25 protein-coding genes, 1 tRNA gene and 2 pseudogenes are annotated in these 26,032 nt (G+C 62.2%); 12 read left to right on the top strand and 16 right to left on the bottom strand.

The window, feature by feature from the left end; genetic code table 11:
- Nucleotides 1–64: 64 nt before the first annotated feature.
- The 4 genes and pseudogenes from thrS to CK222_RS24330 all read right to left on the bottom strand — a co-directional run bounded on the left by thrS (nt 65) and on the right by CK222_RS24330 (nt 3,603).
- The gene (gene thrS, locus CK222_RS24345) at nt 65–2,038 is read right to left on the bottom strand and encodes a threonine--tRNA ligase (RefSeq protein ID WP_095802166.1); all 1,974 of its coding nucleotides are present in this window, start codon (nt 2,036–2,038) and stop codon (nt 65–67) included.
- A 229-nt stretch (nt 2,039–2,267) separates the two neighbouring features.
- Nucleotides 2,268–2,459: pseudogene (locus tag CK222_RS24340) on the bottom strand (class D beta-lactamase); the annotation flags it as partial.
- A gap of 142 nt (nt 2,460–2,601) precedes the next feature.
- A complete protein-coding gene (yidD, locus tag CK222_RS24335; protein ID WP_095802165.1) occupies nt 2,602–2,976 on the bottom strand; it encodes a membrane protein insertion efficiency factor YidD in 375 nt (124 codons plus the stop codon).
- Nucleotides 2,977–3,156: 180 nt separating this feature from the next.
- On the bottom strand, nt 3,157–3,603 hold the full coding sequence (locus tag CK222_RS24330) for an iron-sulfur cluster assembly scaffold protein (protein WP_067328046.1): 447 nt from the start codon (nt 3,601–3,603) through the stop codon (nt 3,157–3,159).
- Between the two features lie 236 nt (nt 3,604–3,839).
- On the opposite strand from CK222_RS24330, the gene folE reads away from it, so the two are divergent.
- The 3 genes from folE to CK222_RS24315 all read left to right on the top strand — a co-directional run bounded on the left by folE (nt 3,840) and on the right by CK222_RS24315 (nt 6,074).
- Nucleotides 3,840–4,466, top strand: coding sequence for a GTP cyclohydrolase I FolE (gene folE, locus CK222_RS24325; RefSeq protein ID WP_067328045.1), 627 nt, complete (start codon nt 3,840–3,842; stop codon nt 4,464–4,466).
- A gap of 93 nt (nt 4,467–4,559) precedes the next feature.
- Entirely contained in the window at nt 4,560–5,018 is a 459-nt protein-coding gene (gene hisI, locus CK222_RS24320) for a phosphoribosyl-AMP cyclohydrolase (protein ID WP_095780902.1), read from the top strand.
- Between the two features lie 84 nt (nt 5,019–5,102).
- Nucleotides 5,103–6,074, top strand: a complete 972-nt coding sequence (locus CK222_RS24315; RefSeq protein WP_095802252.1) for a patatin family protein — start codon at nt 5,103–5,105, stop codon at nt 6,072–6,074.
- A 13-nt stretch (nt 6,075–6,087) separates the two neighbouring features.
- On the opposite strand, the gene recJ is transcribed toward CK222_RS24315, so the two are convergent.
- From recJ to CK222_RS24290, 5 genes are all read right to left on the bottom strand, one after another.
- Nucleotides 6,088–7,872, bottom strand: coding sequence for a single-stranded-DNA-specific exonuclease RecJ (recJ, locus tag CK222_RS24310; RefSeq protein WP_095802164.1), 1,785 nt, complete (start codon nt 7,870–7,872; stop codon nt 6,088–6,090).
- Nucleotides 7,873–8,012: 140 nt separating this feature from the next.
- Nucleotides 8,013–8,996: a class II fructose-bisphosphatase gene (gene glpX, locus CK222_RS24305; protein ID WP_095802251.1), complete on the bottom strand. Its 984-nt coding sequence runs from the start codon at nt 8,994–8,996 to the stop codon at nt 8,013–8,015.
- Between the two features lie 148 nt (nt 8,997–9,144).
- Nucleotides 9,145–10,458, bottom strand: coding sequence for a homoserine dehydrogenase (locus CK222_RS24300; protein ID WP_095802163.1), 1,314 nt, complete (start codon nt 10,456–10,458; stop codon nt 9,145–9,147).
- Nucleotides 10,459–10,505: 47 nt separating this feature from the next.
- Nucleotides 10,506–11,723 (bottom strand): LL-diaminopimelate aminotransferase, encoded by a 1,218-nt coding sequence (locus tag CK222_RS24295; RefSeq protein ID WP_067000132.1) that lies wholly within the window; start codon nt 11,721–11,723, stop codon nt 10,506–10,508.
- Between the two features lie 48 nt (nt 11,724–11,771).
- Nucleotides 11,772–12,182 (bottom strand): hypothetical protein, encoded by a 411-nt coding sequence (locus tag CK222_RS24290; protein WP_067328042.1) that lies wholly within the window; start codon nt 12,180–12,182, stop codon nt 11,772–11,774.
- Nucleotides 12,183–12,279: 97 nt separating this feature from the next.
- Between CK222_RS24290 and phaC the strand changes: the two genes are divergently transcribed.
- The 3 genes from phaC (at nt 12,280) to CK222_RS24275 (ending at nt 15,832) form a co-directional block, all read left to right on the top strand.
- Nucleotides 12,280–14,121: a class I poly(R)-hydroxyalkanoic acid synthase gene (gene phaC / locus CK222_RS24285; RefSeq protein ID WP_095802162.1), complete on the top strand. Its 1,842-nt coding sequence runs from the start codon at nt 12,280–12,282 to the stop codon at nt 14,119–14,121.
- A 201-nt stretch (nt 14,122–14,322) separates the two neighbouring features.
- Nucleotides 14,323–15,618, top strand: a complete 1,296-nt coding sequence (locus CK222_RS24280) for a YcbK family protein (protein ID WP_095802161.1) — start codon at nt 14,323–14,325, stop codon at nt 15,616–15,618.
- 139 nt (nt 15,619–15,757) lie between these two features.
- Nucleotides 15,758–15,832: transfer RNA gene (locus CK222_RS24275), tRNA-Glu, on the top strand.
- Nucleotides 15,833–17,034: 1,202 nt separating this feature from the next.
- Here the strand turns inward: CK222_RS24275 and CK222_RS32500 are convergent.
- A complete protein-coding gene (locus tag CK222_RS32500) occupies nt 17,035–17,208 on the bottom strand; it encodes a hypothetical protein (RefSeq protein ID WP_095802158.1) in 174 nt (57 codons plus the stop codon).
- Nucleotides 17,209–17,369: 161 nt separating this feature from the next.
- Nucleotides 17,370–17,915, bottom strand: a complete 546-nt coding sequence (locus tag CK222_RS31885) for a hypothetical protein (protein WP_141247123.1) — start codon at nt 17,913–17,915, stop codon at nt 17,370–17,372.
- Between the two features lie 145 nt (nt 17,916–18,060).
- Here CK222_RS31885 and CK222_RS24255 point away from each other — a divergent pair, with 145 nt between their 5' ends.
- Complete coding sequence (locus CK222_RS24255) at nt 18,061–18,747, top strand: aspartyl/asparaginyl beta-hydroxylase domain-containing protein (protein ID WP_095802157.1); 687 nt, start codon at nt 18,061–18,063, stop codon at nt 18,745–18,747.
- A gap of 4 nt (nt 18,748–18,751) precedes the next feature.
- Here CK222_RS24255 and CK222_RS24250 read toward each other — a convergent pair whose 3' ends face one another.
- On the bottom strand, nt 18,752–19,057 hold the full coding sequence (locus CK222_RS24250) for a DUF982 domain-containing protein (protein WP_067325334.1): 306 nt from the start codon (nt 19,055–19,057) through the stop codon (nt 18,752–18,754).
- A 184-nt stretch (nt 19,058–19,241) separates the two neighbouring features.
- Entirely contained in the window at nt 19,242–19,550 is a 309-nt protein-coding gene (locus CK222_RS24245) for a hypothetical protein (protein WP_141247122.1), read from the bottom strand.
- Between the two features lie 210 nt (nt 19,551–19,760).
- Here CK222_RS24245 and map point away from each other — a divergent pair, with 210 nt between their 5' ends.
- Nucleotides 19,761–20,588, top strand: a complete 828-nt coding sequence (gene map, locus CK222_RS24240; RefSeq protein ID WP_067000098.1) for a type I methionyl aminopeptidase — start codon at nt 19,761–19,763, stop codon at nt 20,586–20,588.
- Here the strand turns inward: map and CK222_RS24235 are convergent.
- Entirely contained in the window at nt 20,585–21,526 is a 942-nt protein-coding gene (locus CK222_RS24235) for a LysR family transcriptional regulator (protein ID WP_095802155.1), read from the bottom strand. The two genes, map and CK222_RS24235, sit on opposite strands and share 4 nt — an antisense overlap.
- 95 nt (nt 21,527–21,621) lie before the next feature.
- Between CK222_RS24235 and CK222_RS24230 the strand changes: the two genes are divergently transcribed.
- From CK222_RS24230 to radC, 3 genes and pseudogenes are all read left to right on the top strand, one after another.
- A complete protein-coding gene (locus CK222_RS24230) occupies nt 21,622–22,194 on the top strand; it encodes an NAD(P)H-dependent oxidoreductase (RefSeq protein WP_095802250.1) in 573 nt (190 codons plus the stop codon).
- 3 nt (nt 22,195–22,197) lie between these two features.
- The gene (locus CK222_RS24225) at nt 22,198–23,121 is read left to right on the top strand and encodes a DMT family transporter (RefSeq protein WP_095802154.1); all 924 of its coding nucleotides are present in this window, start codon (nt 22,198–22,200) and stop codon (nt 23,119–23,121) included.
- Nucleotides 23,122–23,283: 162 nt separating this feature from the next.
- Nucleotides 23,284–24,032, top strand: a pseudogene (radC, locus tag CK222_RS24220) (DNA repair protein RadC).
- 96 nt (nt 24,033–24,128) lie between these two features.
- Here radC and CK222_RS24215 read toward each other — a convergent pair.
- Nucleotides 24,129–24,410 carry a hypothetical protein gene (locus CK222_RS24215; RefSeq protein ID WP_095802153.1) on the bottom strand — a complete coding sequence of 94 codons (282 nt, stop codon included), beginning with the start codon at nt 24,408–24,410 and terminating at the stop codon, nt 24,129–24,131.
- 466 nt (nt 24,411–24,876) lie between these two features.
- Between CK222_RS24215 and CK222_RS24210 the strand changes: the two genes are divergently transcribed.
- The gene (locus CK222_RS24210; RefSeq protein ID WP_176477735.1) at nt 24,877–25,545 is read left to right on the top strand and encodes an outer membrane protein; all 669 of its coding nucleotides are present in this window, start codon (nt 24,877–24,879) and stop codon (nt 25,543–25,545) included.
- A 179-nt stretch (nt 25,546–25,724) separates the two neighbouring features.
- Here the strand turns inward: CK222_RS24210 and CK222_RS24205 are convergent.
- Nucleotides 25,725–26,032 (bottom strand): hypothetical protein (locus CK222_RS24205; protein WP_141247121.1); only part of this gene is annotated, 308 nt, incomplete at its 5' end.

Below are 26,032 nucleotides of genomic sequence, written 5' to 3'. Positions count from 1 at the left end.
CGTGTGAAGATGGCGGTGGACTATGTGCCACCGCCATTCGAGAAGCGATTGGAGATTAACGATTTTAGGCCGCGCGGCGCTTGCGGTCCGGAGAGACGGCCTCGTCCGCCAGCAATTTCACGGCGTCGTCGAGCTTCAGCGATTCCTGGTCGCGGGAGCCGAGACGGCGGACATTGACGGTTTCCTCTTCCGCCTCCCGCTTGCCGCAAACGAGAATGACCGGAACCTTGGCCAGGCTGTGCTCGCGCACCTTGTAGTTGATCTTCTCGTTGCGCAGATCGGTTTCGGCGAGCAGCCCCGCAGCCTTCAGCCGCTCGACCACTTTCGTGGCATACTCATCCGCGTCGGAGGTGATCGTCGCCACCACCACCTGCAGCGGCGCGAACCACAGCGGGAAATGGCCGGAATAGTTCTCGATCAGGATGCCGAGGAAGCGTTCCATCGAGCCGCACACCGCGCGATGCACCATGACCGGCTGCTTCTTCTCCGAATCCGAGCCGATATAGAAGGCGCCGAAGCGTTCCGGCAGGTTGAAGTCGACCTGGGTGGTGCCGCACTGCCATTCGCGGCCGATGGCGTCCTTCAGCACATATTCGAACTTCGGCCCGTAGAAGGCACCCTCGCCCGGATTGACCGAGGTCTTGATGCGATTGCCGGAGCGCGTGCGGATCGTCTCCAGCACATTGCTCATGATCGCCTCGGCATGATCCCAGGCCTCGTCTGTGCCGACGCGCTTGTCGGGCCGCGTCGACAGCTTCACCGCGACCTCGTCGAAGCCGAAATCGGCATAGGTCGACAAGATTAGATCGTTGATGCGCAGGCATTCCGCGGCGAGTTGCTCCTCGGTGCAGAAGATATGCGCATCGTCCTGAGTGAAGCCGCGCACACGCATCAGCCCATGCAGCGCGCCCGACGGTTCGTAGCGGTGCACATTGCCGAACTCCGCAAGCTTTACGGGCAGTTCACGGTAAGACTTCAACCCATGCTTGAAGATCTGCACATGGCCGGGGCAGTTCATCGGCTTCAGTGCGAAGACGCGGTCGTCGTCGGTGTCGTCACCGGCAACCGTCACCTTGAACATCGCGTCGCGATACCAGCCCCAGTGGCCGGACGTCTCCCACAGGCTCTTGTCCAGCACCTGCGGCGCGTTGACTTCCTGGTAGCCGTGCTCGTCGAGGCGGCGGCGCATGTAGTTGACCAGGTTCTGGAACATCTTCCAGCCCTTGGCGTGCCAGAAGACGACGCCCGGTCCCTCCTCCTGAAAATGGAACAAATCCATCTCGCGGCCGAGCTTGCGATGATCGCGCTTCTCGGCTTCCTCCAGCAGCTTCTGGTATGCCTCGAGCTGCGCCTGGTCGGCAAAGGCGGTACCGTAGATGCGCGTCAGCATCGGGTTGTTGGAATCGCCGCGCCAATAGGCGCCCGCCACCTTCATCAACTTGAAGGCGTTGCCGATCTGCCCGGTCGAAGCCATGTGCGGACCGCGGCAGAGATCGAACCAGTCGCCCTGCGCGTAGATCTTGATATCCTGATCCTCGGGGATAGCGTCGATCAGCTCGACCTTGTAGCGCTCGCCCTTGTCGGCAAAGACCTTCTTCGCCTTCTCGCGCGACCACACTTCCTTGGTGAACGGCCTGTTGCGGGCGATGATCTCGCGCATCTTCTTCTCGATCACCGGGAAATCGTCCGGGGTGAACGGCTCGTTGCGCGCGAAGTCGTAATAGAACCCGTTCTCGATCACCGGCCCGATGGTCACCTGCGTTCCCGGCCAAAGCTCCTGCACGGCCTCGGCCAGCACGTGCGCCGCGTCGTGGCGGATGAGTTCCAGCGCGCGCGGATCCTCGCGGGTGATGATCTCGACCTTGCCGGACCTGCCGAGCGGATCGGAAAGATCGCGGACGGTGCCGTCGAGGCTATAGGCAACAGCCTTTTTCGCCAGCGATTTGGAGATCGATTCGGCAAGGGCGGCGCCGGTCATGGCCGCGTCGTACTCGCGGACGGAACCATCGGGAAATGTCAGGGACACGGAATTCAGCATCAGAGTTGTCCTATCCAGTCCCGCAAACGAGCGCGGGTGGTGAATGCATGTCGCAGGAAGTGTGCTGGAGCATGCAGGGTTGGCCGGAGGCGCCAATCACTTGGACGCTGGCGGGCGGCAGTCTTTTATGAGGAGTTTCCGCCGCCGTAAAGCCGCAAGCCGTTCTATTTGATGAGCCCGGGAAGATCGTTCAGGAAGCCGCCCGCGTCGCGAGCCCCTTCGGCAAGATCGAAGCCGGGCTGACGCGCTCGTCGCGGAAGCCATCCTGGCAAAGCGTCGAGCCGCTCGCCGAGTCCTCGATCAAAGTGCAGTGGATGTCTTTGAGCGGCGCCGATTGCGCCCGCATCGGCAGGCCGAGCATCCAGGCCAGCAGGAACAGAATGATGGCAATGAAGAACGGATAGCGGTCCATCTGGCGCATCGAAGCTCACTCCGGAAAATGGATTACGCGGAGCGGCTTAGCGAGGCGTCTTGTCTCGATTTTGTCTCAAATTGGCAGTGTTTGTGCAGGCTGACGTTAACCCTACTGAATCGTAAACACGGGCTGCGAAACGCTGCCGCAGTCAGCCATCTGCGTCATCGCGCTTCCTGCCGATTTGCCAATAGCGCCACGGCATGAACCAGACATAGCGCGGCGCAAGCGTCTCCGGCACGCGGTCGATGCCATGCGTCCCGAACGGCCCGCAACGCGAGACCCGGAACAGCGCCAGCCAGCCCCCGGTCCACAATCCATGGCGGGCGATTGCCTCATGCGCGTATTCGGAACAGGTCGGCAGATGCCGGCAGCTATTGCCGACGAAGCCGGAAAGCGTCAACTGGTAGAGGCGCACGAGCGACGTGCCGAGGACGCGGCCCGGCGTCTTGCGCCAGGGTCCCTGCCAGTTTCGCCCATGCCGGACCGGCCGGACACCATGGATATGTCCTGGATGGTCTCCCATCCGCACTTCTCCGCAGCCAGCTTCCTTGTGCGTTAGATGTGGGTTTCGAGCCGGGAACGCAACGACCTTTTATCGGTCATCGCCGGGAAGGCCGGACGGGACGCCGGTCGGTCCACTCGACATGGCGCCGGGATACCAAGCGAGTTCGCCATAACAGGCAAGCAGCTCAGGAGATCGCCCTCAAGCAGCCTCTCCGGCGCGCTTCTTCTCGATCTGGCCGATCGCGTCGACCACCGCATCGAAGGTCAGCATGGTCGAGGCGTGACGTGCCTTGTAGTCGCGCACCGGCTCCAGATATTTCAGATCGGCGAACCGGCCTTCCGGCGGCGCGCCGTTTTCCTTGAGCATCTTCAGCATGGTCTCGCGCACTGCGCGCAGCTCATCGGCGTTCGCGCCGATGACATGCTGGGCCATGATCGAGGAGGATGCCTGACCAAGCGCGCAGGCCTTCACGTCATGAGCGAAATCGGTCACCACGTCGCCATCCATTTTGAGGTCGACTGTGACGGTCGAGCCGCACAGTTTGGAGTGCGCTCTGGCGGTCGCATCGGGGTGGTCGAGCCGGCCGATCTTGGCGATGTTTCCGGCGAAGCTCAGGATTTTCGCATTGTAGACGTCGTCGATCATATTTTTCCAATCCGTCGCCGCCAAGCGAACAGGCTTTGCCGCTGTTGCGTCTTCCTTTCGCTGTGCACGACCATATATAATGATGGCAGCCGGGCATCGACAAGGCAAACTCAAGCCATTGTCATTGCTCATCTGTTCACGCCGCTTACGGGCTGGAAACCGGGCGAGTTTCACCCGAAAGGTCGTGGTCCGTTCAACTCGTCCCACCTTTGAGTGGGACTACGGGAGACGCCTTTATGGATGCCGTCATCAAGAAACTCATGCCCCCTTCCTCCTACATGGAGAAGCCTGTCACCGATCGCCCAAGCGAGGCCGAGGTCGAAGCCGCCGTGCGCACGCTTTTGCGCTGGACCGGCGACAACCCTGATCGCGAGGGCCTTGTCGACACGCCGAAGCGCGTCACCAAGGCTTTTCGCGAGATGTTCAACGGCTATGACATGTGCCCGGCCGAGGAGCTTGGCCGCACTTTCGAGGAAGTGGCCGGCTATGACGATCTCGTCATCGTCAGGGACATCAAGTTCCACTCCCATTGCGAGCACCACATGGTGCCGATCATCGGCAAGGCGCATGTCGGCTACCTGCCGGACGGCAAGGTCGTGGGTCTGTCCAAGATCGCGCGCGTCGTCGACATCTTCGCCCATCGCCTGCAGACGCAGGAAGCAATGACGGCGCAGATCGCAGGCGTCATCCAGGACGTGCTCAACCCGCGCGGCGTCGCCGTCATGATCGAGGCCGAGCATATGTGCATGGCCATGCGCGGCATCCGCAAGCAGGATTCGACCACGCTCACCTCGACCTTCACCGGCGTCTTCAAGGACACGCCCGAGGAACAGGTGCGCTTCGTCACCATGGTGCGTGCCTGATCGCCGCCTGCTGCCGGCCTTCAGACCATGGTCCCGAAAAGCGGGACCCGGTTTTCGGATAAGATCATGGTCCAACAAAAAGACGAACCGGCAATGTCGGCACTGCAATTTCCCAAAGCCCCGGCAGACAAGAAGGCGCTGGAGGAAGGCACCGTCCTTTCTCCGCGCTTCGATGCTGCCGGCCTCGTGACCGTCGTCGTCACCGACGCCGGCGACGGCATGCTTTTGATGGTCGCGCATATGAATGCCGAGGCGCTGGCGCTGACGCTCGAAACCGGCATCGCCCACTACTGGTCGCGTTCCCGCAACGCGCTGTGGAAAAAGGGCGAGACGTCGGGCAACGTCCAGCGCGTCGTCGAGATGCGCACGGATTGTGACCAGGACGCGATTTGGTTGAGCGTCAAAGTATTGGGCCAGGACGCAACTTGTCACACCGGTAGGCGTTCCTGCTTTTATCGGACGGTGGGGCTCAGCGACGGCAAGGCGGTGCTTGCCGACGATGGCAGCAAGCCGCTGTTCGATGCGCAAGAAACGTATCGGAAGCCGGTGTGAACCATTCGATATTCACAAACCACTCATATTCACTATTCTCAAACATCCTTGTGATAGAAGGGACACGGGACAAGGGAGATCATGATGCTCGAATGGGCGTCATTGCGCAGCAGACCTGACGTTCAGGAGGCCAACGGCCTTGCATCGTCCGGCGGCGTGCTCGATCCGAAATCGGCGAAGAAGATGGGCATCTCGCTGGCGCTCGGCGGCGGCTGTGCGCGTGGCTGGGCCCATATCGGCGTGCTGCGCGCGCTGGACGAAGCCGGCATCGAAGTTTCGATGATCGCAGGCACGTCGATCGGCGCGCTGGTCGGCGGCTGCTATCTTGCCGGCAAATTGGACGAACTGGAAGAGTTCGCCAGAAGCCTGAACAAGCGGCGCCTCTTCGGACTGCTCGATCTCAATCTGCGCGGCAGCGGCCTGTTCGGCGGCATGAAGCTCGATGCGCGGCTGCGCGAACATGTCGACGGTATCCGTTTTGAGGAACTGTCGAAGCCCTTCGTCGCCGTCGCTTCCGAAATCCGCACCGGCCACGAAATCTGGCTGTCGAAAGGTTCGCTCATCACCGCCATGCGCGCGTCCTACGCGTTGCCCGGCGTCTTCGAGCCCGTAAACTGCAACGGGCGCGTGCTGGTCGACGGCGCGCTGGTCAATCCGGTGCCGGTCTCGGTCTGCCGTGCTTACGAACAGCCGCTGGTCGTTGCCGTCAACCTCCACTACGATCTGTTTGGGCGTGCCGCGGTGATCAAGCACAGCGCGGGCGAACTCGTCATCGAGAACGACGCGCCGCGTCCCGGTCAGGTCAATCCCCAGCACCCGCCGCACCAGACCCGCCTCGGCATCACCGGCGTCATGGTCGAGGCCTTCAACATCATCCAGGACCGGATTTCGCGCGCCAGGCTCGCCGGCGATCCGCCCGACATGTCGCTGCAGCCGAAGCTCAGCCATATCGGACTGACCGAGTTCCACCGCGCCGACGAGGCGATCCGCATCGGCTATCAGGCGACCATGTCCCAGATCAGCGAATTGCGGCGGCTGCAGACGGTGCTCGCCTGATCCGAAGCGTCAGTCAAGCAATCGCGGCATCTGTGATGCGGAATTGCACTGAGCGGTTGCCGTTCCAGTAATTGCCCGACAGCGAACCGGCTATGTGCACGGTCTTGCCCCTGTTCTTGAACAGGAATTCGCCGAGCGCGGTGTCGACGGCGCGGAACGCGATCGCCTGGAGGTTGCCGCCGCTTTGCGACTGCAGGTCGGCGCGGATGTGGTTGGTGCCGATCGGCCGCGCATCGATAAGTCTGTGGCGCGGCAGCACAAACACCGGCGCGATGTGTCCGGCGCCGAACGGGCCGGCTTTCTCCAGCGCGTCGAGAAGCGCCAGCGTCGCGCCCTCGGCGGCTAACGCGCCGTCAATCGCGAGGCTTTCCTCGCTCTGCAGCCGGAACACATCCGCCGCAGCGCGCTCCTCGAAGAAAGCCCGAAGCGCGCCGAGCTTGGCACGTTCCACGGTGATGCCTGCCGCCATGCCGTGACCGCCGCCCTTGGCGATCAGGCCGGCCTGCGCCGCCTCGCGCACCAGCCGGCCGAGATCGAAACCGGAGACCGAGCGCCCCGAGCCGGTGCCGATCCCATTGGCATTGAAGGCGATGGCGAAAGCGGGACGGCGCGCATGTTCCTTGAGCCGCGAGGCCAGCAGCCCGACGATGCCGGGATGCCAGCTGTTGCTGGCGGTCACGACGATGCCAGGGCCGGTGCCGCCGGCAAGCTCCGCGTCGGCCTCGGCGCGCGCCTGCGCCAGCATCTCCAGTTCCATCTGCTGCCGTTCCTGGTTCAGCCGGTCGAGCGTCTCGGCAATGCTTGTGGCTTCAACGGGATCCTCGGTGGCAAGCAGCCTGCTGCCGAGCGCGGCATCGCCGATGCGCCCGCCGGCATTGATGCGCGGCCCGATCAGATAGGCGAGATGGAAGGTATTTATCGGCTCGCCGATGCGCGAGACCCGCGCAAGCGCCGCCAGCCCCTCATTCTTCTGCTGGCGCGCCACCTGCAGCCCCTTGACTACGAAAGCGCGGTTGACGCCGGTGAGCGGCACCACGTCGCAAACGGTCGCCAGCGCGGCGAGGTCGAGCAGCGAAAGCAGATCGACCGGCGCGGCGTTCGGCAAGCGTTCACGAAGCACCTTCGCCGTCTGCACTAGGCACAGGAAGACCACACCGGCGGCGCAGAGATGCCCCTGCCCCGAAAGGTCGTCCTCCCGGTTCGGATTGACCACCGCATCCGCCGCCGGCAGCGGTCCGCCGACCTGGTGATGGTCGAGCACCACGACGTCGGCGCCGGCATCTTTCGCCGCCTCGATCGACACGGCGCTGTTGGTGCCGCAGTCGACGGTGACGATCAGCTTCGCGCCGCGCGAGATCAGCTCGCGCATAGCTTCCGGATTCGGGCCGTAGCCTTCGAAGATGCGGTCGGGGATATAGATCTCGGACGGCACCGAAAAATGCGCCAGAAAGCGCTTCAGCAGCGCCGACGACGCGGCGCCGTCGACATCGTAGTCGCCGAAGATCGCCACCCTCTCGCCGGCCACGACCGCATCCGCGATGCGCGCCGCCGCCTTCTCCATGTCGGTCAGCGAGGCCGGGTTCGGCAAAAGCTCGCGAATGGTCGGATCGAGGAAGCGCTCGGTCTGCTCGACCGTCACGCCGCGCCCAGCCAGCACCCTTGCGACGATGTCCGGCACGCCATGGCCCTGCGCGATGGCCAAAGCGGCCATGTCCTGCCGCTCGGTCAGCCGGTGCTCCCAGGAAACACCGGTCGCCGACTGCCTGACATCGAGGAAGAAGCGTCTCTCGCCCATCATGAGACGCGCCGTCTGCACACCATCTTTCGGCAGATATCAAGATGCGACAGCCCTAGCAATTCCGGGAAAGCGAACCACCCCGGAAAACTGTGGAAGGGCGCTCCGACCGTAATTGCGCGAAAGTGTCTACAAGGACGAAATCAGAACTTTTCCAGATCCTGGTGGCGCGCCTTGATCTCGCGCACTGTGCGCGAGGACGAGCGCAGCACGATGGTGTGAGTGGTGATGAAGGTGCGCCCGAACTTCACCCCGCCGAGCAGATTGCCGTCGGTGACGCCGGTCGCCGCGAACAGCACGTCGCCGCGCGCCATGTCCTGCGCGCGATAGACCCGCTTCGGATCCGAAATGCCCATCTTTTCGGCCCGTGCAATCTTCTCCGGCGTGTCGAGGATCAGCCGGCCCTGCATCTGTCCGCCCGTGCAGCGAAGCGCCGCCGCGGCCAGCACCCCTTCCGGCGCGCCGCCGGTGCCGAGATAGATGTCGATGCCGGTCTCTTCCGAATCGGTGGTGTGGATGACGCCGGCGACGTCGCCGTCGCCGATCAGCCGGATGGCGGCGCCCGTGGCCCGCACCGCGTCGATCAGCTTGGCATGGCGCGGCCGGTCGAGGATGCAGGCGGTGATGTCGGGCACCGCCACGCCCTTGGCCTTGGCGAGATTGGCGATGTTCTCGGCCGGCGGCGCGTCGATGTCGATCAGGCTGTCCCGGTATCCCGGCCCGATGGCGATCTTGTCCATGTAGACGTCGGGCGCGAACAGCAGGCTGCCCTTTTCCGCGATGGCGATGACGGCAAGCGCGTTGGGAAGGTTCTTGGCACAGATCGTCGTGCCTTCGAGCGGATCGAGCGCGATGTCGACCGCCGGGCCTTTGCCGGTGCCGACCTCTTCGCCGATATAGAGCATCGGCGCCTCGTCGCGCTCGCCCTCGCCGATGACCACGGTACCCTTGATGGCCAACCGGTTGAGTTCCTGGCGCATCGCATCGACCGCGACCTGGTCGGCCGCCTTCTCATCGCCGCGACCGCGCAGCCTGGCAGCGGCGACCGCGGCCCTTTCGGTCACACGCACCACTTCCATGGTTAGGATACGATCGAGGCCGGCTGCGATGTTTTGGGCCATGTTCATGGATGGGCATTCCTCGTTGAAACTGCGCTTTGCCTCCCGCCAGAAGCGCGCTTCTTCTGGCAAAGCTCCATGACAACGGCAAGACTTGCCATTTCAATTTTTGAAATGGCAGCAATATCAATCGATTAAAGGTGAAGTATCACTCGAACTATTCCGCCCGCTCGATACGGATCACCTGCGGCTTGTCGGTGAGATGGCCGTCCTTGGTGACGCCTTCGACCGCCTTGCGCACCGCCGCTTCCGTTGTCTCGTGGGTGACGAGGATGACGGTCTTCTGCGCTTCGGTAGCCGGCCCGGCGGCCTGCTGGACGATCGATTCCAGTGAAATATCGTTGTCGGCCATGCGCTTGGCGATCGCCGCGAAGACGCCGATGCGGTCGTGCACGGTCAGCCGGATGAAATAGCCGCCGGCATGGCTGCGCATCTGCGCTTTCCTGTAGGGCTTCAATTCCTTCGCCGGCCAGCCGAAGACCGGCCCGTGCTGGAAGCCCGGCCGGCTCTTGGCGATATCGGCAATGTCGCCGACCACCGCCGAGGCGGTGGCATTGCCGCCGGCGCCGGGGCCGGAGAGCAAAAGCTCGCCCAGGATGTCGGTCTCGATCGCCACGGCATTGGTGACGCCATGCACCTGCGCGATGACCGAGGCCGTCGGCACCATGGTCGGATGCACGCGCTGCTCGATGCCGCTGTCGGTGCGCTGCGCGACGCCGAGCAGCTTGATGCGATAGCCGAGCTCGGCTGCGGCGCGAATGTCGGCCTGGGTGATGTTGGAGATGCCCTCCATGTAAATGTCGTTGGCGGCGATCTTCGTGCCGAACGCAAGGCTGGTCAGGATCGACAGCTTGTGCGCCGTGTCATGGCCTTCGATGTCGAAGGTCGGGTCCGCTTCGGCATAGCCGAGGCGCTGCGCGTCCTTGAGGCAGGCATCGAAAGAGATGCCTTCGGCCTCCATGCGGGTCAGAATGTAGTTGCAGGTGCCGTTGAGGATACCGAAGACGCGGGTGACCTGGTTGCCGGCCATCGCCTCGCGCATCGTCTTGATGACCGGGATGCCGCCGGCCACCGCAGCCTCGTAGTTGAGCAGCACGCCCTTCTTCTCGGCGATCTCGGCGAGTTGCACGCCGTGCTTGGCCAACAGCGCCTTGTTGGCCGTCACGACATGGCGGCCGGCCTCGAGCGCCGCCTTCACCGATGCACGCGCTGGCCCTTCGTCGCCGCCGATCAGCTCGACGAAGACATCAATGTCGGCCTTCTCGGCCATCTTCGCGGCATCGTCGAACCATTTGGTGTCGCCCAGATCGACACCGCGGTCCCGCTTCGGATCGCGCGCCGAAACCGCTGTGACGACAATGTCGCGACCGCACTGGCGGGTGAGCTCGGCGGCCTTGTCGTTGAGCACGCGCGCCACCGAGGCGCCCACCGTGCCAAGGCCGGCAATTCCAACACGCAACGCTTCAGCCATGTCCGGCGACGCCCCTCAAAGATTGGTCGGTGTGATGTGCGGTGAATTCAGCGGCGCGCGGTGAGCGGCACAACATTGTTGGGCTGCTTGGCGGTCGAGGCCAGGAAGCGCTTGATGTTGCGCGCCGCCTGGCGGATCCGGTGCTCGTTCTCGACCAGCGCCACACGAACGAAATCGTCGCCGTGCTCACCGAAGCCGATGCCCGGCGCCACCGCCACGTCGGCGTGCTCGATGAGCAGCTTGGAGAATTCGAGCGAGCCGAGCTGGCGGAACTGTTCCGGGATCGGCGCCCAGGCGAACATCGAGGCCGCCGGCGCCGGAATGGTCCAGCCGGCACGGCCGAAGGAATCGACCATCACATCGCGCCGCTTGTGATAGACCTCGCGCACCTCGGCGATGTCGGCACCGTCGCCGTTGAGCGCATGCGCCGCCGCCACCTGGATCGGCGTGAAGGCGCCGTAGTCGAGATAGGATTTGACGCGCGTCAGCGCCGCGATCAGCCGCTCGTTGCCGACCGCGAAGCCCATGCGCCAGCCGGGCATGGAAAAAGTCTTCGACATCGAGGTGAACTCGACGCAGACATCCATCGCCCCTGGAACCTGGAGCACCGAAGGCGGCGGATTGCCGTCGAAATAGATCTCGGAATAGGCAAGGTCCGACAGGATGATGATGTCGTTCTTCTTCGCGAAGGCGACCACGTCCTTGTAGAAATCGAGCGAGGCGACAAGCGCCGTCGGGTTCGACGGATAGTTGAGGATCAGCGCCAGCGGCCTCGGAATCGAGTGGCGGATGCCGCGCTCGACCGCCGGGATGAAGCCGTCATCCGGTTCCACCTGCAGCGACCGGATGACGCCGCCCGACATGATGAAGCCGAAGGCGTGGATCGGATAGGTCGGATTGGGGCACAGGATGACGTCGCCGGGCGCGGTGATCGCCTGCGCCATGTTGGCAAAGCCCTCCTTCGAGCCGAGCGTCGCCACCACTTGCGTGTCGGGATTGAGCTTCACGCCGAAGCGGCGGGCATAGTAGTTCGCCTGGGCCCGGCGCAGGCCCGGAATGCCGCGCGAGGACGAATAGCGATGCGTGCGCGGATCGCGCACCACTTCGCATAATTTGTCGACGATGGCCTTCGGCGTCGGCAGGTCCGGATTGCCCATGCCAAGGTCGATGATGTCGGCACCGCGCGAGCGGGCGCTGGCCTTCAGCCGATTCACCTGCTCGAACACGTAAGGCGGAAGCCGGCGGACCTTGTGAAATTCTTCCATTGGAGTTCCAGACGATCAAAGGGGCGCTTTTCGGCGCGCGATATAGACCTAATTGCAGTTAGGGTCGAGGGCAGGATCGCATTTGCCTTCGATCTGCTTCAGCGCGTCGTCGCCATGCGTCCTGGCGAGCGTGTTCAGCGCCGCCGTATTGGCGGCTGGCTTCGCGCGGCCGCCCTTGGCGAGCTGCGCCTGCTGCTCGGCCTTGAGCTGGGCAAGCTTGGCGGCAGTCTCTTCCTTCGTCAGCTGCTTGGCGGCTACCGGCGGCGGAATGTTGAGGTTCGGATAGGAGCCGGTGTCCTTCGGCCCCTCGGTCACCGCGGTCGGCCTCGCATTGTTGGTGTTGCTGCTGGTCTCGCAGCCGCCCGCAAGCAACGGCGTGCATAGCACCGCGGCTGCGGCGGCGATGCGGCAAATCGAACCGGCGCCGAGAAAATAAGTCCCGCCAACATTAATCGTCATATTGTTTTCCTGGCAGCCGGGTTAGAGCGTGTTGGACCCGGTCAGATGTCCCATGGTAATATGTCAAGAAAACGCTCCGGGAGGAACCCCGCGAACCATGTCCAAAGCGCCCGATTCGGACAAAGCGGAAAATGGCGGACCTTCGACCGTCGAGCAATATCTGGTGAAAGATCCCGAACGCTTCGCGTTGAACATGGCGCGCATGATCGAGCAGGCCGGCAAGGCGGCCTCCGCCTGGGCCGAGCCGCGCGAAAAGGGTGAGGTGCGCGACCACGTCGCCGAACCCGTGGTCGACATGGTCAAGACCTTCTCCAAGCTCTCGGAGTACTGGCTGGCCGACCCGCAGCGCGCGCTTGAAGCGCAGACGCGGCTGTTCGCCGGCTACATGACGGTCTGGGCGAACGCCATCCAGAAGGTCAGCCCCAGCCCCAACGCCGAAGCCCCCGAGGACGCGGTCAAGCCCGAGCGCGGCGACAAGCGCTTCCAGGATCCGGAATGGGGCCGCAATGCCTTCTTCGACTTCCTGAAACAGGCCTATCTCGTGACCTCGCGCTGGGCCTCCGATCTCGTCGATCATGCCGAGGGCCTGGACGAGCACACCCGCCACAAGGCGAGCTTCTACGTCAAGCAAGTGTCCAACGCCATCGCGCCGTCGAATTTCATTCTGACCAATCCCGAGCTGTTCCGCGAGACCGTCGCCTCCAACGGCGAGAATTTGGTGCGCGGCATGAAGATGCTGGCCGAGGACATCGCCGCCGGCAGGGGCGACCTGAAGCTGCGCCAGGCGGACTACGCGCCGTTCGAGATCGGCAAGAACATCGCCACGACACCCGGCAAGGTCATCGGCCGCAGCGATGTCGCCGAGATCATCCAATACGATCCGACGACGGAGACGGTGCTGAAGCGCCCCCTGCTCATTTGCCCGCCGTGGATCAATAAATACTATATCCTCGACCTCAACCCGCAGAAATCCTTCATCCGCTGGGCCATCGAGCAGGGCCACACGGTCTTCGTCATCTCCTGGATCAACCCGGACGAGCGCCACGGCGCCAAAGGCTGGGAGGCCTATATCCGCGAGGGCCTGCAATATGGCCTCGACATGGTCGAGAAGGCGACCGGCGAGAAGGAGGTCAACGCTATCGGCTATTGCGTCGGCGGCACGCTATTGGCCGCGGCGCTCGCGCTGTTGGCGCAGGAAGGCGACCACCGCATCAGGTCGGCGACCTTCTTCACCACCCAGGTCGACTTCACCTATGCCGGCGATCTCAAGGTCTTCGTCGACGAGGACCAGGTTGCCGCGGTCGAGCGATCGATGAACGAAAAGGGCTATCTCGACGGCACCAAGATGGCGACCGCCTTCAACATGCTGCGCTCGGGCGACCTGATCTGGCCTTATGTCATCAACAACTATATGCGCGGCAAGGACCCGCTGCCCTTCGACCTGCTCTACTGGAATGCCGATTCGACCCGCATGGCGGCGGCCAACCATTCCTTCTATCTGCGCAATTGCTATCTCGAGAACAATCTCTCCCGCGGCACGATGGAGCTTGCCGGCCGCACCGTCTCGCTGGCCGACATAACGATCCCCGTCTACAACCTCGCCACGAAGGAAGACCACATCGCGCCGGCGCTCTCGGTGTTCCTCGGCTCGCGCTATTTCGGTGGCGACGTCGAATATGTCATCGCGGGCTCCGGCCACATCGCCGGCGTCGTCAATCCGCCGGCGGCGCACAAGTACCAGTACTGGACCGGCGGCAAGCCGGTGGGGGATTTCAACACCTGGTTCGCCGGCGCGCACGAGCATGCCGGCTCATGGTGGACGCACTGGCAGCACTGGATCGAAAGCCAGGACAACATCCATGTGCCCGCCCGCAAACCGGGCAAGCGTATGAAAACCTTGGGGGACGCGCCGGGCACCTATGTCAAGGTGCGTGTGTAACCGGCTGTAATGTCTGGTGAGTTGACGGGCCGCCCAAACAGGGCGAAATGGTGATGTTAATCGTTTTCGTAGCCTCAGTCCGCCTGCAGACAAACAATAAATCCGAGGCTTTGCAGATCGATACAGATCCCGTTTCCGGTTCGGGAACAGGAGGTCGCCGCCAGAGGCACTGGAGCGCCGCGGCGACGACATACGGACCGGATGCCGAGGGGGAATTTTATTTTGAAATCAGCAGGTTGGCGCCTCGCACGAAGGGAAAGCCGCAGCATCGTGGCAGCGCTTTTATCCGTGCTTCTGGCCTCCTGCACCTCGACCGGCGACCCGACGATGTCGGTCGTCACGCCCGCCTACAATTCAACCGCCACAGAGATGAGCGCGGCTTCCAGCGCCCAGTCCGCGGCGTCGGCCGATTCGACCTCGCAGGCGGCGTCGACCTCCCCGGCATCCCCAGAGGCGGCATCGACCGTGATGGGCGAAGACGACAAACCGTTGCCTGAAAAAGTCGCCTATGTGCCGGAAACCCGGCCCGGAGCAGCCTTCCCCGCGGTAGCGGTTCCTGCTGACGCCGGCTCGATCGCCGGCAACACGCCGCAACCGCTGGTACATCCGCCGCAGACGGCAGAGGAGACGAAAGCGGCCGCCGACAAAGTCGCTGCCGGCGATGCCGCCGCGGTCGCATCGCAAGCGCAGGCGACCGTGCAGGCGATGAGCAAAGGCGTCTACGTGACAGCGGGCGAGCCCCAGCAGCAGCCGATCGCCGCGCCGAAGAAGGGGCTGTTTGCTTCTCTGTTCAGCACCACGCCGGCCTCGGCCGCGCCTGCCCCGCTGATCAACACGCGCTCCAGCGACCAGCCCGCCGCCCAGGCCAAGACCACGTTGCCGGCGACAAAGCCGATCGTCACCCTCGCCTCCGCGACCCCGGGCGACAAGCCGGTGCAACTGGCTTCCCTCGGTGACGACAGCAGCAACCACATCACCGGCGCCGATGCCTTGCCCGGCGTGCGCCAGACGGCGCTGTTCGAGATCAAGCGCAAGTCCGGCATCGACGACGAGAGCGACGTCGATCTTAACGAGGACGAAGGCGGCGGCTCCTACCAGGTGGCGTCGGCCGCCGGCATGGCAAGGCTCGCGCCCAACGGGCTCTTGAGACAGAACGAAAGTGTCGACGTCGCCTGCCTGAAGCCTTCGCTGGTGCGCGTGCTGAAGACGATCGAGGGTCATTTCGGCCGCAAGATGATCGTCACCTCCGGCTATCGCGACCCTGCCCGCAACCGCCGCGCCAACGGCGCCAAGAACTCGCTGCACATGTATTGCGCTGCCGCCGACATCCAGGTGCCCGGCGTCTCCAAGTGGGAGCTGGCGAGCTATGTTCGTTCGATGCCGGGCCGCGGCGGCGTCGGAACCTACTGCCACACCGAATCCGTCCATGTCGACGTCGGCCCCGAGCGCGACTGGAACTGGCGCTGCCGCCGGCGCGGCGGCGGTGGCGACAACTGAGCGGCTTACCTGCCTTCAATCGAATTGTTTTCCGGTTGCCAAACATGCGTTTTGCAGGCTCGCGAAAAAAGTTGTCGCATGTGGCGGCAGATGGGTTGCCGGTTGCGAGCAACGCAATTATAAGCCGCTTCGTCTGAGCGCGCCCATCGTCTAGCGGTTAGGACACCGCCCTTTCACGGCGGTAACAGGGGTTCGATTCCCCTTGGGCGTACCAGCAGATGTCAGCGACTTAGCACCCTCTCCCGGCAAATCATCCAATAACGTCAAATAGCGACTGGGTATTTCGGCCAACGGTGACCGCGAAATAGGCCCGCTCTGCGAATCCGTAGCGGCTCGTGTCATCCGGTGGCGCTTTTCATAACGTGAACGCCTTCCAGCGCTCCTCGAGTCAGACATTATGGCTCAAGCAGTGCGAAACCATATAGCGCCCACAACTGCTCACATTCTCTCGCCCTGAGGCTCGGTGTTCCTGCTTTTCCGTAAAACACCATCGCTCCGCGAACTCCGTATCCAAGCACGGATGCATTCGCAACGAACTGGATAGCTTCCCCCAGGCGCATGGTGCCGATCTTGGCATCAGTCTTGTTGGCGAGGTCGACGACTCCAAGGATCTCAGCGTCAGTGTTCCTGGCTTCGAGAACAGCATCCGAAGTCGCACTGGTGACGCAAAAAGGCATCGTATTAGCCCCTGCTAATAATAACAGCGAACTAACGCGTCTTGTTCCCGAGGATCGACAGGCCCGGCCACCGAGGTCGCCGGGAATTGCCTCGTATTTTAGCAACATCTGAAACAAAGGGATTTCGCGAGCGTTTAAAGCTCCACAAAGGAGCTTCGACGATGGACCCGGCTACGGCAGCGGTGATGGTTTTGCTTTTGTGCAGCCCAGGCGAGGCTTCGATCTGCAAACCGCTTAATACGGCGCCTCGGGTTTTCGCCTCCCTCAACGAATGCCGTGCCTCATTGGCAGATGAACTCGCCGGCGCTCCTAGCGGAAGAATGGTCGGCCGATGCCAGGTGGTCGATCCGACCATCACGGGCTCTTTGCCAGCCGGCTATACGACAGTTACGATTACGCGCGGCGAGAGCGTTGTCAGGTATATTGTTCCGCACAAGGAATAGCCGGGCCACCTAAGCAGCCGAGCCTGGTCCGAAGAGTATCGATCAGCAGCCCGTCTATTTCCGCCGCCAAACATTCTCCTCCCGAGCCAAGACGAAGCAGTGGAGTGGTCGATATCAATCCGGTAGGGATCGCCGTGCAGGGTTTCTATCGGGTGGGCTAGGAATCGCGCAGCAAGATCGACTTGGGCCAGCTTCGCCTTGACCTCTGCGGCTCGGTCGGCGATGGCATCGGCACGCTGCGGATTTGTCCTTCCTGCCCAACAGGCGGCTTGAGCCGCCTCTACGCTGAAATTTCGTCAGATACCGTCCCAAGTGTTGGAAGAAAGATACTTGGTGGTCGGCATAACTGCCCAGCCAAAATCCATTTGCATTTCGCGTGGCGGGCCGTTCAGCATCCGCGTCGTTTTTTGGGCATCATGCGCATATTTCAGGGCCGCTCCCATGCGGTTGAGCGTTTTTAAGATCGGCATGGCTCATCATCCTTCCATGTGCCGAAGCCGTCCCGCGAACGATCTTCGGCTGCTTTCGATCGGTACTAGATGGTCGATGATTGTTTCCGACGCGTCGCACGCAAGCTCACCGGCTGTAACCAAACAGTTGCCCCTGAAACGCTCGCACACAACCAAGCTGGTCAGAAGGTTTTGAGGTGATCCGAGTTGTCCGAGGCATCCCACGCACAGGGAGCGTGTGCCGTTGCCTCCTCGAAACAAAGCCGAAATTGCACACCATCAGATCGAAACATGATCGCTGCAAAAACGGCCTCGACCGGCACTGCCGGAAATGAGAGCAAAGGGAAACTCAAATGACCAACATCATTCGTAATGCAATTCTGGCTACTGTCGCGGTTTTCAGCTTGGCCGGTGCGGCTTATGCTCAGCAGCAGATTATCACTTCTTGCAGCAATCACGATGGCTACTGGAACCAGTGCCTGGGTGCCGCAAACAACGGCCACCAGAGCGGCGGCCGCGGACACGATCGCCACTGATTGACGATCGGGTTCCAACAAATGCCTCGCTGGCAAGTTGCCGGCGTGGCTTTGTGCGTTCTGGCAATTTTTTTGACACAGCACGTCGCGGCCCAATCGCCCCCAGTGTCCTGAGTTGCACGACAGCGCATGCAGCCGACCAGCCGCAGGCGGTTGAGACGGCACGATCGACAGCACGACGCCCGAAGTCATCGAGGCGTCACGACTGGTCCCGCAGATGACATCCAAGACGCAGTGATACAAAACCGAACCTCTGCCTGACGCCTCGGAACAAATCTCCGTGACCCATAGCTGAAAGCAATCGTGCACTATATTATAACATGGTCGAGGCGATGCGATGTCGAACGTCTACGATCTTGGAACCGATCTGGTGCGTCGTATCTATGAAAAACGCATAGATGCACCGGCGCTTCTTGATGCCTCCACGCATTTTCCCAACGCGACGAAGTTCGCAGCCGTCTGGCAGAGTATTCGCGATGAAGCGCTGTCGGTGCAGTTGAACCGGGTTCCGCGTTTTCACGACATCATGCCGGAACAGGCCGAGATTTCGGCCAATGACGGCCTCGATTGGCGCATGTTCGTGCTCAAGGCCTACGACATGACGATCCCGGAAAACCTTGGGAAGATGCCTACCCTCAGCCAGTTGCTGTCGGAATGCCCCGAGGTCAAATCGGCGGCTGTTTCATTCCTGGCGCCGCGCAAGCACATCCCGCCCCACCGCGGCCCCTTTCGCGGCATCATGAGGTTTCATCTCGGCCTTGTCATTCCGAAACTGGCGGACGGCCGCCCGGCAACGATCATGATGATCAACCATCAGGAAAAGCGGATCGCCGACGGCGAATGCCTGCTGTGGGACGACACTTTCGAGCACGAGGTCATGAACAGCGCCGATCAAGCGCGTATCGCCTTGTTGCTTGATGTGTGGCGCCCGGAGATGCCGCTGGACATGGAGGTCCTGTCCAGGTTGATCGTTCGCGGCGTGCAGTTGGGAATGCACTACAGAGGAGTATCTTTCGCCGGGTGAAGCGTCACGCCCTCGCTTCCCGAAACCCTCTTGCGCTGCCGCCGCGCTTCAGCGGCAACATCATGTCCCTTGCGAGCAAACCGCTGACCCGGCAGAAGACCATGAAGGCCCGGCACGCCTCCTCGGCGCTCGCCACATCGACGGTCGCGCCGAAGCAGGCGTTAAACGCGGCGTCATAAAGCTTGCCCTGCCGGCGCTTCGGCCAGTTCTGCAGGAAATCGAGCGCCTGCTCGACGCTGTAAATTTCCTCGACCGGCAGGCCGGGCGCGGGCGTGATGCGCACCGGCACCTCGAATTGCAGCCTGTCCATTCCTGTCTCCCGAACTGGCGCAGCGGAGCAACGCCGTTCGTTCTGAAAAGTTCTCTGACCGGCTTTTGACGCAGGAATGTGACCTCAGTGGGGTGCGGGCCCGGCGACTGCCACTGCAAATCGGCGCCCTAGCCACATCGTTCGACCGGGCGATGCAACCGGCATCGCCCTGTCGAGGTTGCGTCTACTGGTTCGGCTGGTCCGTCTCCGCCTCATAGGCCATGCGCGAGACCACCACCAGCAGATAGGCGGACGGCACGGCGAAGATGACGCCGAGCACGAGGGCCTGCGCCTTGCCGGCGATCCTCAGCCAGGCAAGCGTTACGCCCTGCCGCATCGCGCTGATGCCGGCGCCGCCCGGGGCAGACGCTGTCGAGGCGGAGACCTCGGCCTGGGCGAAGCTCACCAGCGCAAGCGCAAGCAGCGCCATCAGGGCCGAGCACGCGGTCCTGCTTGGCAGCAGCGTCGATCTTGCGCGTTCCGGTGCCGTCAACGGGCGTAAATCTCCTGCATCCTGACCCGGCTACCTCAAGGGATGGTGCAAGGAAAGCTTTGCGACACCCAGACGCGCCCGCCCAGCGAATATTCCCTCGGCAAACCGGTTGCAGGCACTTCGTCCTTGAACCTTGCGGCTTCCAGTGCCAAATCTGAAGAAAATTTCCGCACCGGCTCGCGTCAGGAGCCAACCCGCGAACGGACAAGAATGGTTACCTATCTCGACGCCGCAACGGCCCCCTTGAGAAACACCGGCCAGATCCGCCTCTATGGCGAGGAAGGGTTCGCGGGCATGCGCAAGGCCTGCGATCTCACCGCGCGCTGTCTCGACGAGCTTGTGTCGATGGTGAAGCCCGGCGTCACCACCGAGACCATCGACCGTTTCGTCTTCGAGTTCGGCATGGACCACGGCGCGTTGCCGGCCACGCTCAACTATCGCGGCTACACCAAATCGTCCTGCACTTCGATCAATCACGTGGTCTGCCACGGCATTCCCGACAACAAGCCGCTCAAGGACGGCGACATCGTCAACATCGACGTCACCTACATCCTCGACGGCTGGCACGGCGATTCCTCGCGCATGTATCCGGTCGGCACGATCAAGCGCGCCGCCGAGCGCCTGCTCGAGGTGACTTACGAATGCCTGATGCGCGGCATCGCCGCAATCAGGCCGGGCGCTCGCACCGGCGCGATCGGCGCCGCTATCCAAACCTATGCCGAGGCCGAGCGCTGCTCGGTGGTGCGCGACTTCTGTGGCCACGGCGTCGGCCAGCTTTTCCATGACGCGCCGAACATCCTGCATTACGGCACCGCCGGCGAAGGCGTCGAGATGCGGCCCGGCATGATCTTCACCGTCGAGCCGATGATCAATCTCGGCCGCCCGCATGTGAAGGTGCTCTCTGACGGCTGGACGGCGGTGACGCGCGACCGTTCACTGTCGGCACAGTACGAGCATACGATCGGCGTCACCGATAGCGGCTGCGAGATCTTCACGCTGTCGCCAAAGAAGCTCGACCGCCCCGGCTTGCCGGATTAGTCTGCCGCAGGCACGGCATCGGCAGGATTCCCAAGCCCGGCTCCGGCCAGAAGCGCGGACCTGAGGCACCTGGCTGCTGGCAGCAAGGGTTTGTCGAGCCGTCGGGCAAGATAGACCCAGCTCTTCGTTGTCCCATTTTCACCAAGCGCAGCGGCTGAAAGCTGCACGAGCCGCTCTTCGACCAGATCTTGCTCGATCAACCAAAGTGGAAGCCGCCCCCAACCGATGCCTGCTCTGATCAACGCCAGTTTCGCCTCTTGGCTACCCACCCGCCACTTGCGCTGGGAGAGCACGCCATAGTCGCGGCCATGGGAGCGAGGAGAAGGGTCCATCAGGACGATCTGGATGTGATCGGCCAGCTCTGGCGTACTCACCCGGCCTTTCTTCGCTATCAAGGCCAGAGCGTGCCCAGCACCGACGACCGCCGCCATCGACAGCGGCGCGAGGGAATCGAATTCCAGGCGCGGATCGCGCAGGTCTTCGCCCACCGTTATCGCGAGGTCGACCGTGCCCTGCAGGAGGCAATCGATCGGTTCCCCAAGGGTACCTATCTGCAACCGGACGCCAACCGTCGGATAGGTGGCGTGGAGGGCTTCAAGAGTCCTGCCGACGGCCGGCAATGGAACAAGCGTGTCCACCATCAGCGCAAGCTCGATTTCAATGCCGCTGCCCATACCCTGCGCCTTCGCGCGCAGCAGATCGGCGCGTAGAACCAGCGAGCGACAGTCGTCCAGCAGGGCCCGTCCGTCCGAGGTCAAGGTCGGCCGACGAGTCGACCGGTCGAACAGGACCGTCTTGAGTTCGGTCTCCAGATTGGCAATCGCGTGGCTTACCGCCGACTGGGCGCGACCGAGCCGCATGGAGGCCAGGCGAAAGCTACCCGCGTCCGCCACGGCCAGGAACATCCGCATCTGATCGAGAGTGAGCGCGTCGAGCATGATCGATCAATTAGATCAGAAAGCGCCAACTTTTAGCAATCCCATCGATCGCCCCGATGTGTCATCAGTTTCCTGGCCTGAGACAGGAGAGCGAAGTGACTGAACGGCTCAAGCTCGCAGCGCTGATCGGCAGCACGCGGGAACGACGCTATGGCGACAAGGCCGGACACTGGTTTGCCCAGGAGGCGCAGAGACTGGGCGATTTCGAGCTTTCCCGCATCGATGTTGCAGACATTGATCTGCCCAGCCGGCACTTGGCGGAGCCGACACCGGCGATGAAGGCATTCACGAGTAAGCTCGCCAAGGCAGACGCCTTCGTTGTCGTCACCCCCGAATACAATCACAGCATGCCCGGTCATCTTAAGCACGCTATCGACCAGGCTACTGAAGAGTGGCACGCCAAGCCGGTCGGCTTCGTTTCATACGGTGGCGTTTCCGGCGGGTTGAGGGCCGTCGAACATCTTCGGCAGGTATTTGCCGAGCTCCACGCCGTCACCGTCCGGGACGCAGTAAGCTTTCACGGGGTGTGGGAGCATTTTGCCGATGGTGCGGGCCCGCTCGATCCGAAGCGCAGCTCCGGCGCTGTCAAAACCATGCTCCACCAACTCAAGTGGTGGGCTCTTGCGCTGAAGGAGGCGCGTTCGCGCGCCCCCTATACCGTAGGCTAACACATGGATTCGCAACGCATCATTGCAGGCGCCCTCATGACCATAGCCATGACGCTGGTCGGATCCGGCGTGGTGGCCTCGAAAATCATTGCCGGCGGCATGCACCCTTTCCTCGCCGTTCCCCTGCGTTTCCTGATTTCGACGCCGATCCTCTGGGGACTCGTCTTCCTGACAAGCACGCCGCGGTCGCGGCTCTTGGCAAAGGAATATATGATTGTGATGATTCAGGCGGCCGCGGGCAGCGCCGGCTATAGCATTCTAATGATCCTCGCCTTGACCTTGACGACGAGTGCCAATGCCAGCGTCATCCACGGCCTTTTGCCTGTATTGGCTGCCCTCGTTGCAACGCTGGCCTTGAAGGAGAGGCTTGGCGCCAAGCTATGGATCGCCGTCGGCGCTGTCACGGCAGGCGCACTTCTTGTCAATGTCGCCTCTGCCAAGGGCTTTGGCCTCGATCTGAAGCTGCTGGCGGGTAACCTGCTGGTGGTCCTCGCTGTTTCCGGCGAAGCACTGTTTGCTATCCTGAACAAGAGAATCAGCAAGCCGCTGGCGCCGCTCTATCTCGCGGCGCTGATGAGCAGCATTTCACTGGTGCTGACCTTGCCGCTCGCCGCTGCCCTTGTCGCGTTTAGCACCGTTGCAGCAGCACCTGCCGCCCTATTGGCGACAGTCTATATCAGCATTTTTCCCACCGTGATCGGCTTCTGGCTCTGGTATTCAGGAGCCGCGCGCGCCAGCGGCGGAGAGGCTGGCGTGTTCATGGCAGTGCTGCCGGTCGCGGCACTCGCGCTCTCGTTTCTTCTTCTCGGCGAGACCATCACGACGATCCACATTCTCGGAACCGCCCTTGTCGTCCTCGGCATCGCTGTTTCGGTCAGCGGGGCAAGAACGGTGAAGAAGCAGGCTGCCGAAGGTGCTCATGTTTAACGCTCGCCAATAGGCGATGCAGCCCTCATCGTCACGGCGTCTTGATATGTCCCAGCAACGCTCCCGGCTACTTTCTTGAAATGATCGAGAACCGTTTCGCGTTTCAGAATCATGCTTTAGTCTCTGGCAAGGTCTTCTTTCGATCAGCGATGTGGGCGGGCGATGGGAAAAGTCGAGGACGAGCGGGCGTTTTTCTCTGAAGCCTGGGTAGAGCCGCCGAAGAAAGAGGTGGCGCCTGTTGAGAAGCCGCACTACCACGGCCATCGTGATCGTCTGCGCGAACGCTTCTTGGCCGGCGGTCCGGACGCCCTGCCCGACTATGAACTGCTTGAGCTGCTTCTCTTCCGGCTGATCCCGCGCGTCGACACCAAGCCGATCGCCAAGGCGCTGATCGCGCGCTTTGGTTCGCTTGCCGAAGTGCTCGGCGCGCCGGCGTCCCTGCTCGAGGAAGTGAAGGGCATCGGGCCGACGGTGGCGACCGATCTCAAGGTCATCGCCGCCACGGCGCACTGGCGCGCGGCGAAGTGCGCGGCCGCGAGGTTCTGTCGAACTGGACGCAACTTCTCGATTATTGCCGCTCGGCCATGGCCTTCGAGGCCCGCGAGCAGTTCCGCATTCTCTTCCTCGACAAGAAGAACGGGCTGATCGCCGACGAGGTGCAGCAGACCGGCACGGTCGACCATACGCCTGTCTATCCGCGCGAGGTGGTCAAGCGCGCGCTCGAACTTTCCGCCAGCGCGATCATTCTGGTGCACAACCATCCGTCCGGCGACCCGACGCCCTCGCGCGCCGACATCGACATGACCAAGCAGATCATCGACACGGCCAAGCCGCTCGGCATCGCCGTTCACGACCACGTCATCATCGGCCGCAAGGGCAACGCCTCGATGAAGGGCCTGCTGCTGATCTGACAGTCCCGAAAATCAGCTGGACACCGATCAGGAAATCATCCCCGGGCGGGCACGTCGCGGGCGATGGCTCGATCGAGACGCGTTCACGTTAGTTCATCAAAAGCACCGAGCGGGATGCAGCTTCTTCAGGTTCGGCAATGATTTCGATTGCCAGGGTATGTCGGGCGTTCCGCGCACGACAAGTCGAACATCGGGATGCTTGCGCACCTCAATGGTAAATTTCGCCAGCAGGTTGATGCCGGAAGAGTTGAGAAAGTGAAGGTCCTTCAAATTGAGTGTGATGGAAGCGGGATTTGAGGCAAGAACACTGGTCGCCAAAGCCGTGATCGGGGCACCTGCCTCGGAACTGGCAAGCCGCATTGCACCGTCGAAAAAGATATCGCTTCCCTCAGTCCCTCAGGGTCTCGCAGCTAAGAATCGCTGTCGCCCACATTGATCGGAGGCCTCCGTGCGCGGGAGTAGAACCAGCGGACATAGCCGGATAGAAATAGGTTGTCTGCTGGCGAACCCGACCATATGCGACGAATGGAAGGCGCGGCTTAGCGCGCCTTTAAGGGTTGTTTTTTGCTGGCCGTAGTCGTTGCGTCGGCCGCCAAGGATGCCAGCGTAGGTGGGCATCCGCGACGTCATCCAGAACGTGAAGCGCGAGATTGACGAGTTCCGGGTGTAGGCAAGCCCCGTCCCCATCAGGCCTGCATGGATTCACGCCCTTTGCTCTCACGTTTGCGTGATCCCCAACCTCAGCCTGCGTCATTCGCAAGCGAGTGTTGCGGTCGGGCTACAGCCAATCCGGAACGTTCTGCTAAAACAACCACTGCTTGTAACAACCTGGGCGGGTCCGACTTTGAAAAAGCTAATAGGCTCTATAGCTCTCTACTGTGCATTTAGTTCTTCAGCGTTCGCGGCGGATGCCCTCTCGGTTGGAGGCCCTGCTTCATACAACTGGAGTGGCGGCTACATCGGCGCCGTCGCCGGTGTAAACTTTTTGCAGGGGGATGTGACGATACCTGCGTACGACCCAACTGGTTATGACGGAGATAGTACATCCGCGTCGATCGGCGGGCAGATCGGCTTTCAGTACCAGTTCGACAACAACGTCGTCCTCGGAGCCGAAGCGCGACTGGTGGCAGTGTTCAACAGGAAGACTGTGCCGACCCACGACGACGAAACCTTTGAAACCGGTGCCAACTGGCAAGGCAACATCGTGGCGAAAGCCGGCTACGGTATGGGCAATTTTCTCCCTTACCTCAAGGGCGGCGTAGCTTTCCTGCACCTTCACGACACTGGCTACGAATCGGGTTTCGGGATTGCCAAATTTGACCGTACCTACACCGGCTGGACGGTTGGATTCGGAGCCGACTACGCTTTGAACGAGAAATGGGTGGTGGGCGTCGACTACGCCTATTCGCATTTCGCAAAGCACGACTTCTCGGAAGACAGCGCGGCCGTGGGACCGACGATCGTGAAACCCAGCACGCACACTGTGTCGCTGAGCCTCAACTACCGTTTTTAGATCGTCGATCGCGTGAGGCGATTTGGGAAGCCCGTTGGCTATGGCCGGCGGGTTTTTCTTTTTAGTCATCCAACTGCAAACATGGAAGACAAGGCCAACAACCCCGCAATGTGGATGGCATTCTACGAGCGAAGCCGAAACTAGCTTCGAGAGAACACGCGACAGTTCGGACAAGCAGGTTAGTTCATCAAAAGCACCAGAGCGGGGTGCAGCTTCTTCAGGTTCGGCAGTGATTTCGATTGCCAGGGTATGTCGGGCGTTCCGCGCACGACAAGTCGAACATCGGGATGCTTGCGCACCTCGATGGTAAATTTCGCCAGCAGGTTGATGCCGGAAGAGTTGAGAAAGTGAAGGTCCTTCAAATTGAGTGTGATGGAAGCGGGATTTGAGGCAAGAACACTGGTCGCCAAAGCCGTGATCGGCGCACCCGCCTCGGAACTGGCAAGCCGCATTGCACCGTCGAAAAAGATATCGCTTCCCTCAGTCC

Origin of the sequence: Mesorhizobium sp. WSM3866 (genome assembly GCF_002294795.1) — a bacterium.
In the GTDB taxonomy this organism is placed as follows: domain Bacteria; phylum Pseudomonadota; class Alphaproteobacteria; order Rhizobiales; family Rhizobiaceae; genus Mesorhizobium.
The sequence above is the reverse complement of the archived record's forward strand: the minus strand, read 5'-3'. Positions and strand labels throughout refer to the sequence as shown.

Bases quoted from the DNA above. Each gene is read 5' to 3' on its own strand.
- thrS (WP_095802166.1), bottom strand. From the start codon at position 2,038: ATGCTGAATTCCGTGTCCCTGACATTTCCCGATGGTTCCGTCCGCGAG.
- yidD (WP_095802165.1), bottom strand. From the start codon at position 2,976: ATGGGAGACCATCCAGGACATATCCATGGTGTCCGGCCGGTCCGGCAT.
- CK222_RS24330 (WP_067328046.1), bottom strand. From the start codon at position 3,603: ATGATCGACGACGTCTACAATGCGAAAATCCTGAGCTTCGCCGGAAAC.
- folE (WP_067328045.1), top strand. From the start codon at position 3,840: ATGGATGCCGTCATCAAGAAACTCATGCCCCCTTCCTCCTACATGGAG.
- hisI (WP_095780902.1), top strand. From the start codon at position 4,560: ATGTCGGCACTGCAATTTCCCAAAGCCCCGGCAGACAAGAAGGCGCTG.
- CK222_RS24315 (WP_095802252.1), top strand. From the start codon at position 5,103: ATGCTCGAATGGGCGTCATTGCGCAGCAGACCTGACGTTCAGGAGGCC.
- recJ (WP_095802164.1), bottom strand. From the start codon at position 7,872: ATGATGGGCGAGAGACGCTTCTTCCTCGATGTCAGGCAGTCGGCGACC.
- glpX (WP_095802251.1), bottom strand. From the start codon at position 8,996: ATGAACATGGCCCAAAACATCGCAGCCGGCCTCGATCGTATCCTAACC.
- CK222_RS24300 (WP_095802163.1), bottom strand. From the start codon at position 10,458: ATGGCTGAAGCGTTGCGTGTTGGAATTGCCGGCCTTGGCACGGTGGGC.
- CK222_RS24295 (WP_067000132.1), bottom strand. From the start codon at position 11,723: ATGGAAGAATTTCACAAGGTCCGCCGGCTTCCGCCTTACGTGTTCGAG.
- CK222_RS24290 (WP_067328042.1), bottom strand. From the start codon at position 12,182: ATGACGATTAATGTTGGCGGGACTTATTTTCTCGGCGCCGGTTCGATT.
- phaC (WP_095802162.1), top strand. From the start codon at position 12,280: ATGTCCAAAGCGCCCGATTCGGACAAAGCGGAAAATGGCGGACCTTCG.
- CK222_RS24280 (WP_095802161.1), top strand. From the start codon at position 14,323: ATGCCGAGGGGGAATTTTATTTTGAAATCAGCAGGTTGGCGCCTCGCA.
- CK222_RS32500 (WP_095802158.1), bottom strand. From the start codon at position 17,208: ATGCCGATCTTAAAAACGCTCAACCGCATGGGAGCGGCCCTGAAATAT.
- CK222_RS31885 (WP_141247123.1), bottom strand. From the start codon at position 17,915: ATGACTTCGGGCGTCGTGCTGTCGATCGTGCCGTCTCAACCGCCTGCG.
- CK222_RS24255 (WP_095802157.1), top strand. From the start codon at position 18,061: ATGTCGAACGTCTACGATCTTGGAACCGATCTGGTGCGTCGTATCTAT.
- CK222_RS24250 (WP_067325334.1), bottom strand. From the start codon at position 19,057: ATGGACAGGCTGCAATTCGAGGTGCCGGTGCGCATCACGCCCGCGCCC.
- map (WP_067000098.1), top strand. From the start codon at position 19,761: ATGGTTACCTATCTCGACGCCGCAACGGCCCCCTTGAGAAACACCGGC.
- CK222_RS24235 (WP_095802155.1), bottom strand. From the start codon at position 21,526: ATGCTCGACGCGCTCACTCTCGATCAGATGCGGATGTTCCTGGCCGTG.
- CK222_RS24225 (WP_095802154.1), top strand. From the start codon at position 22,198: ATGGATTCGCAACGCATCATTGCAGGCGCCCTCATGACCATAGCCATG.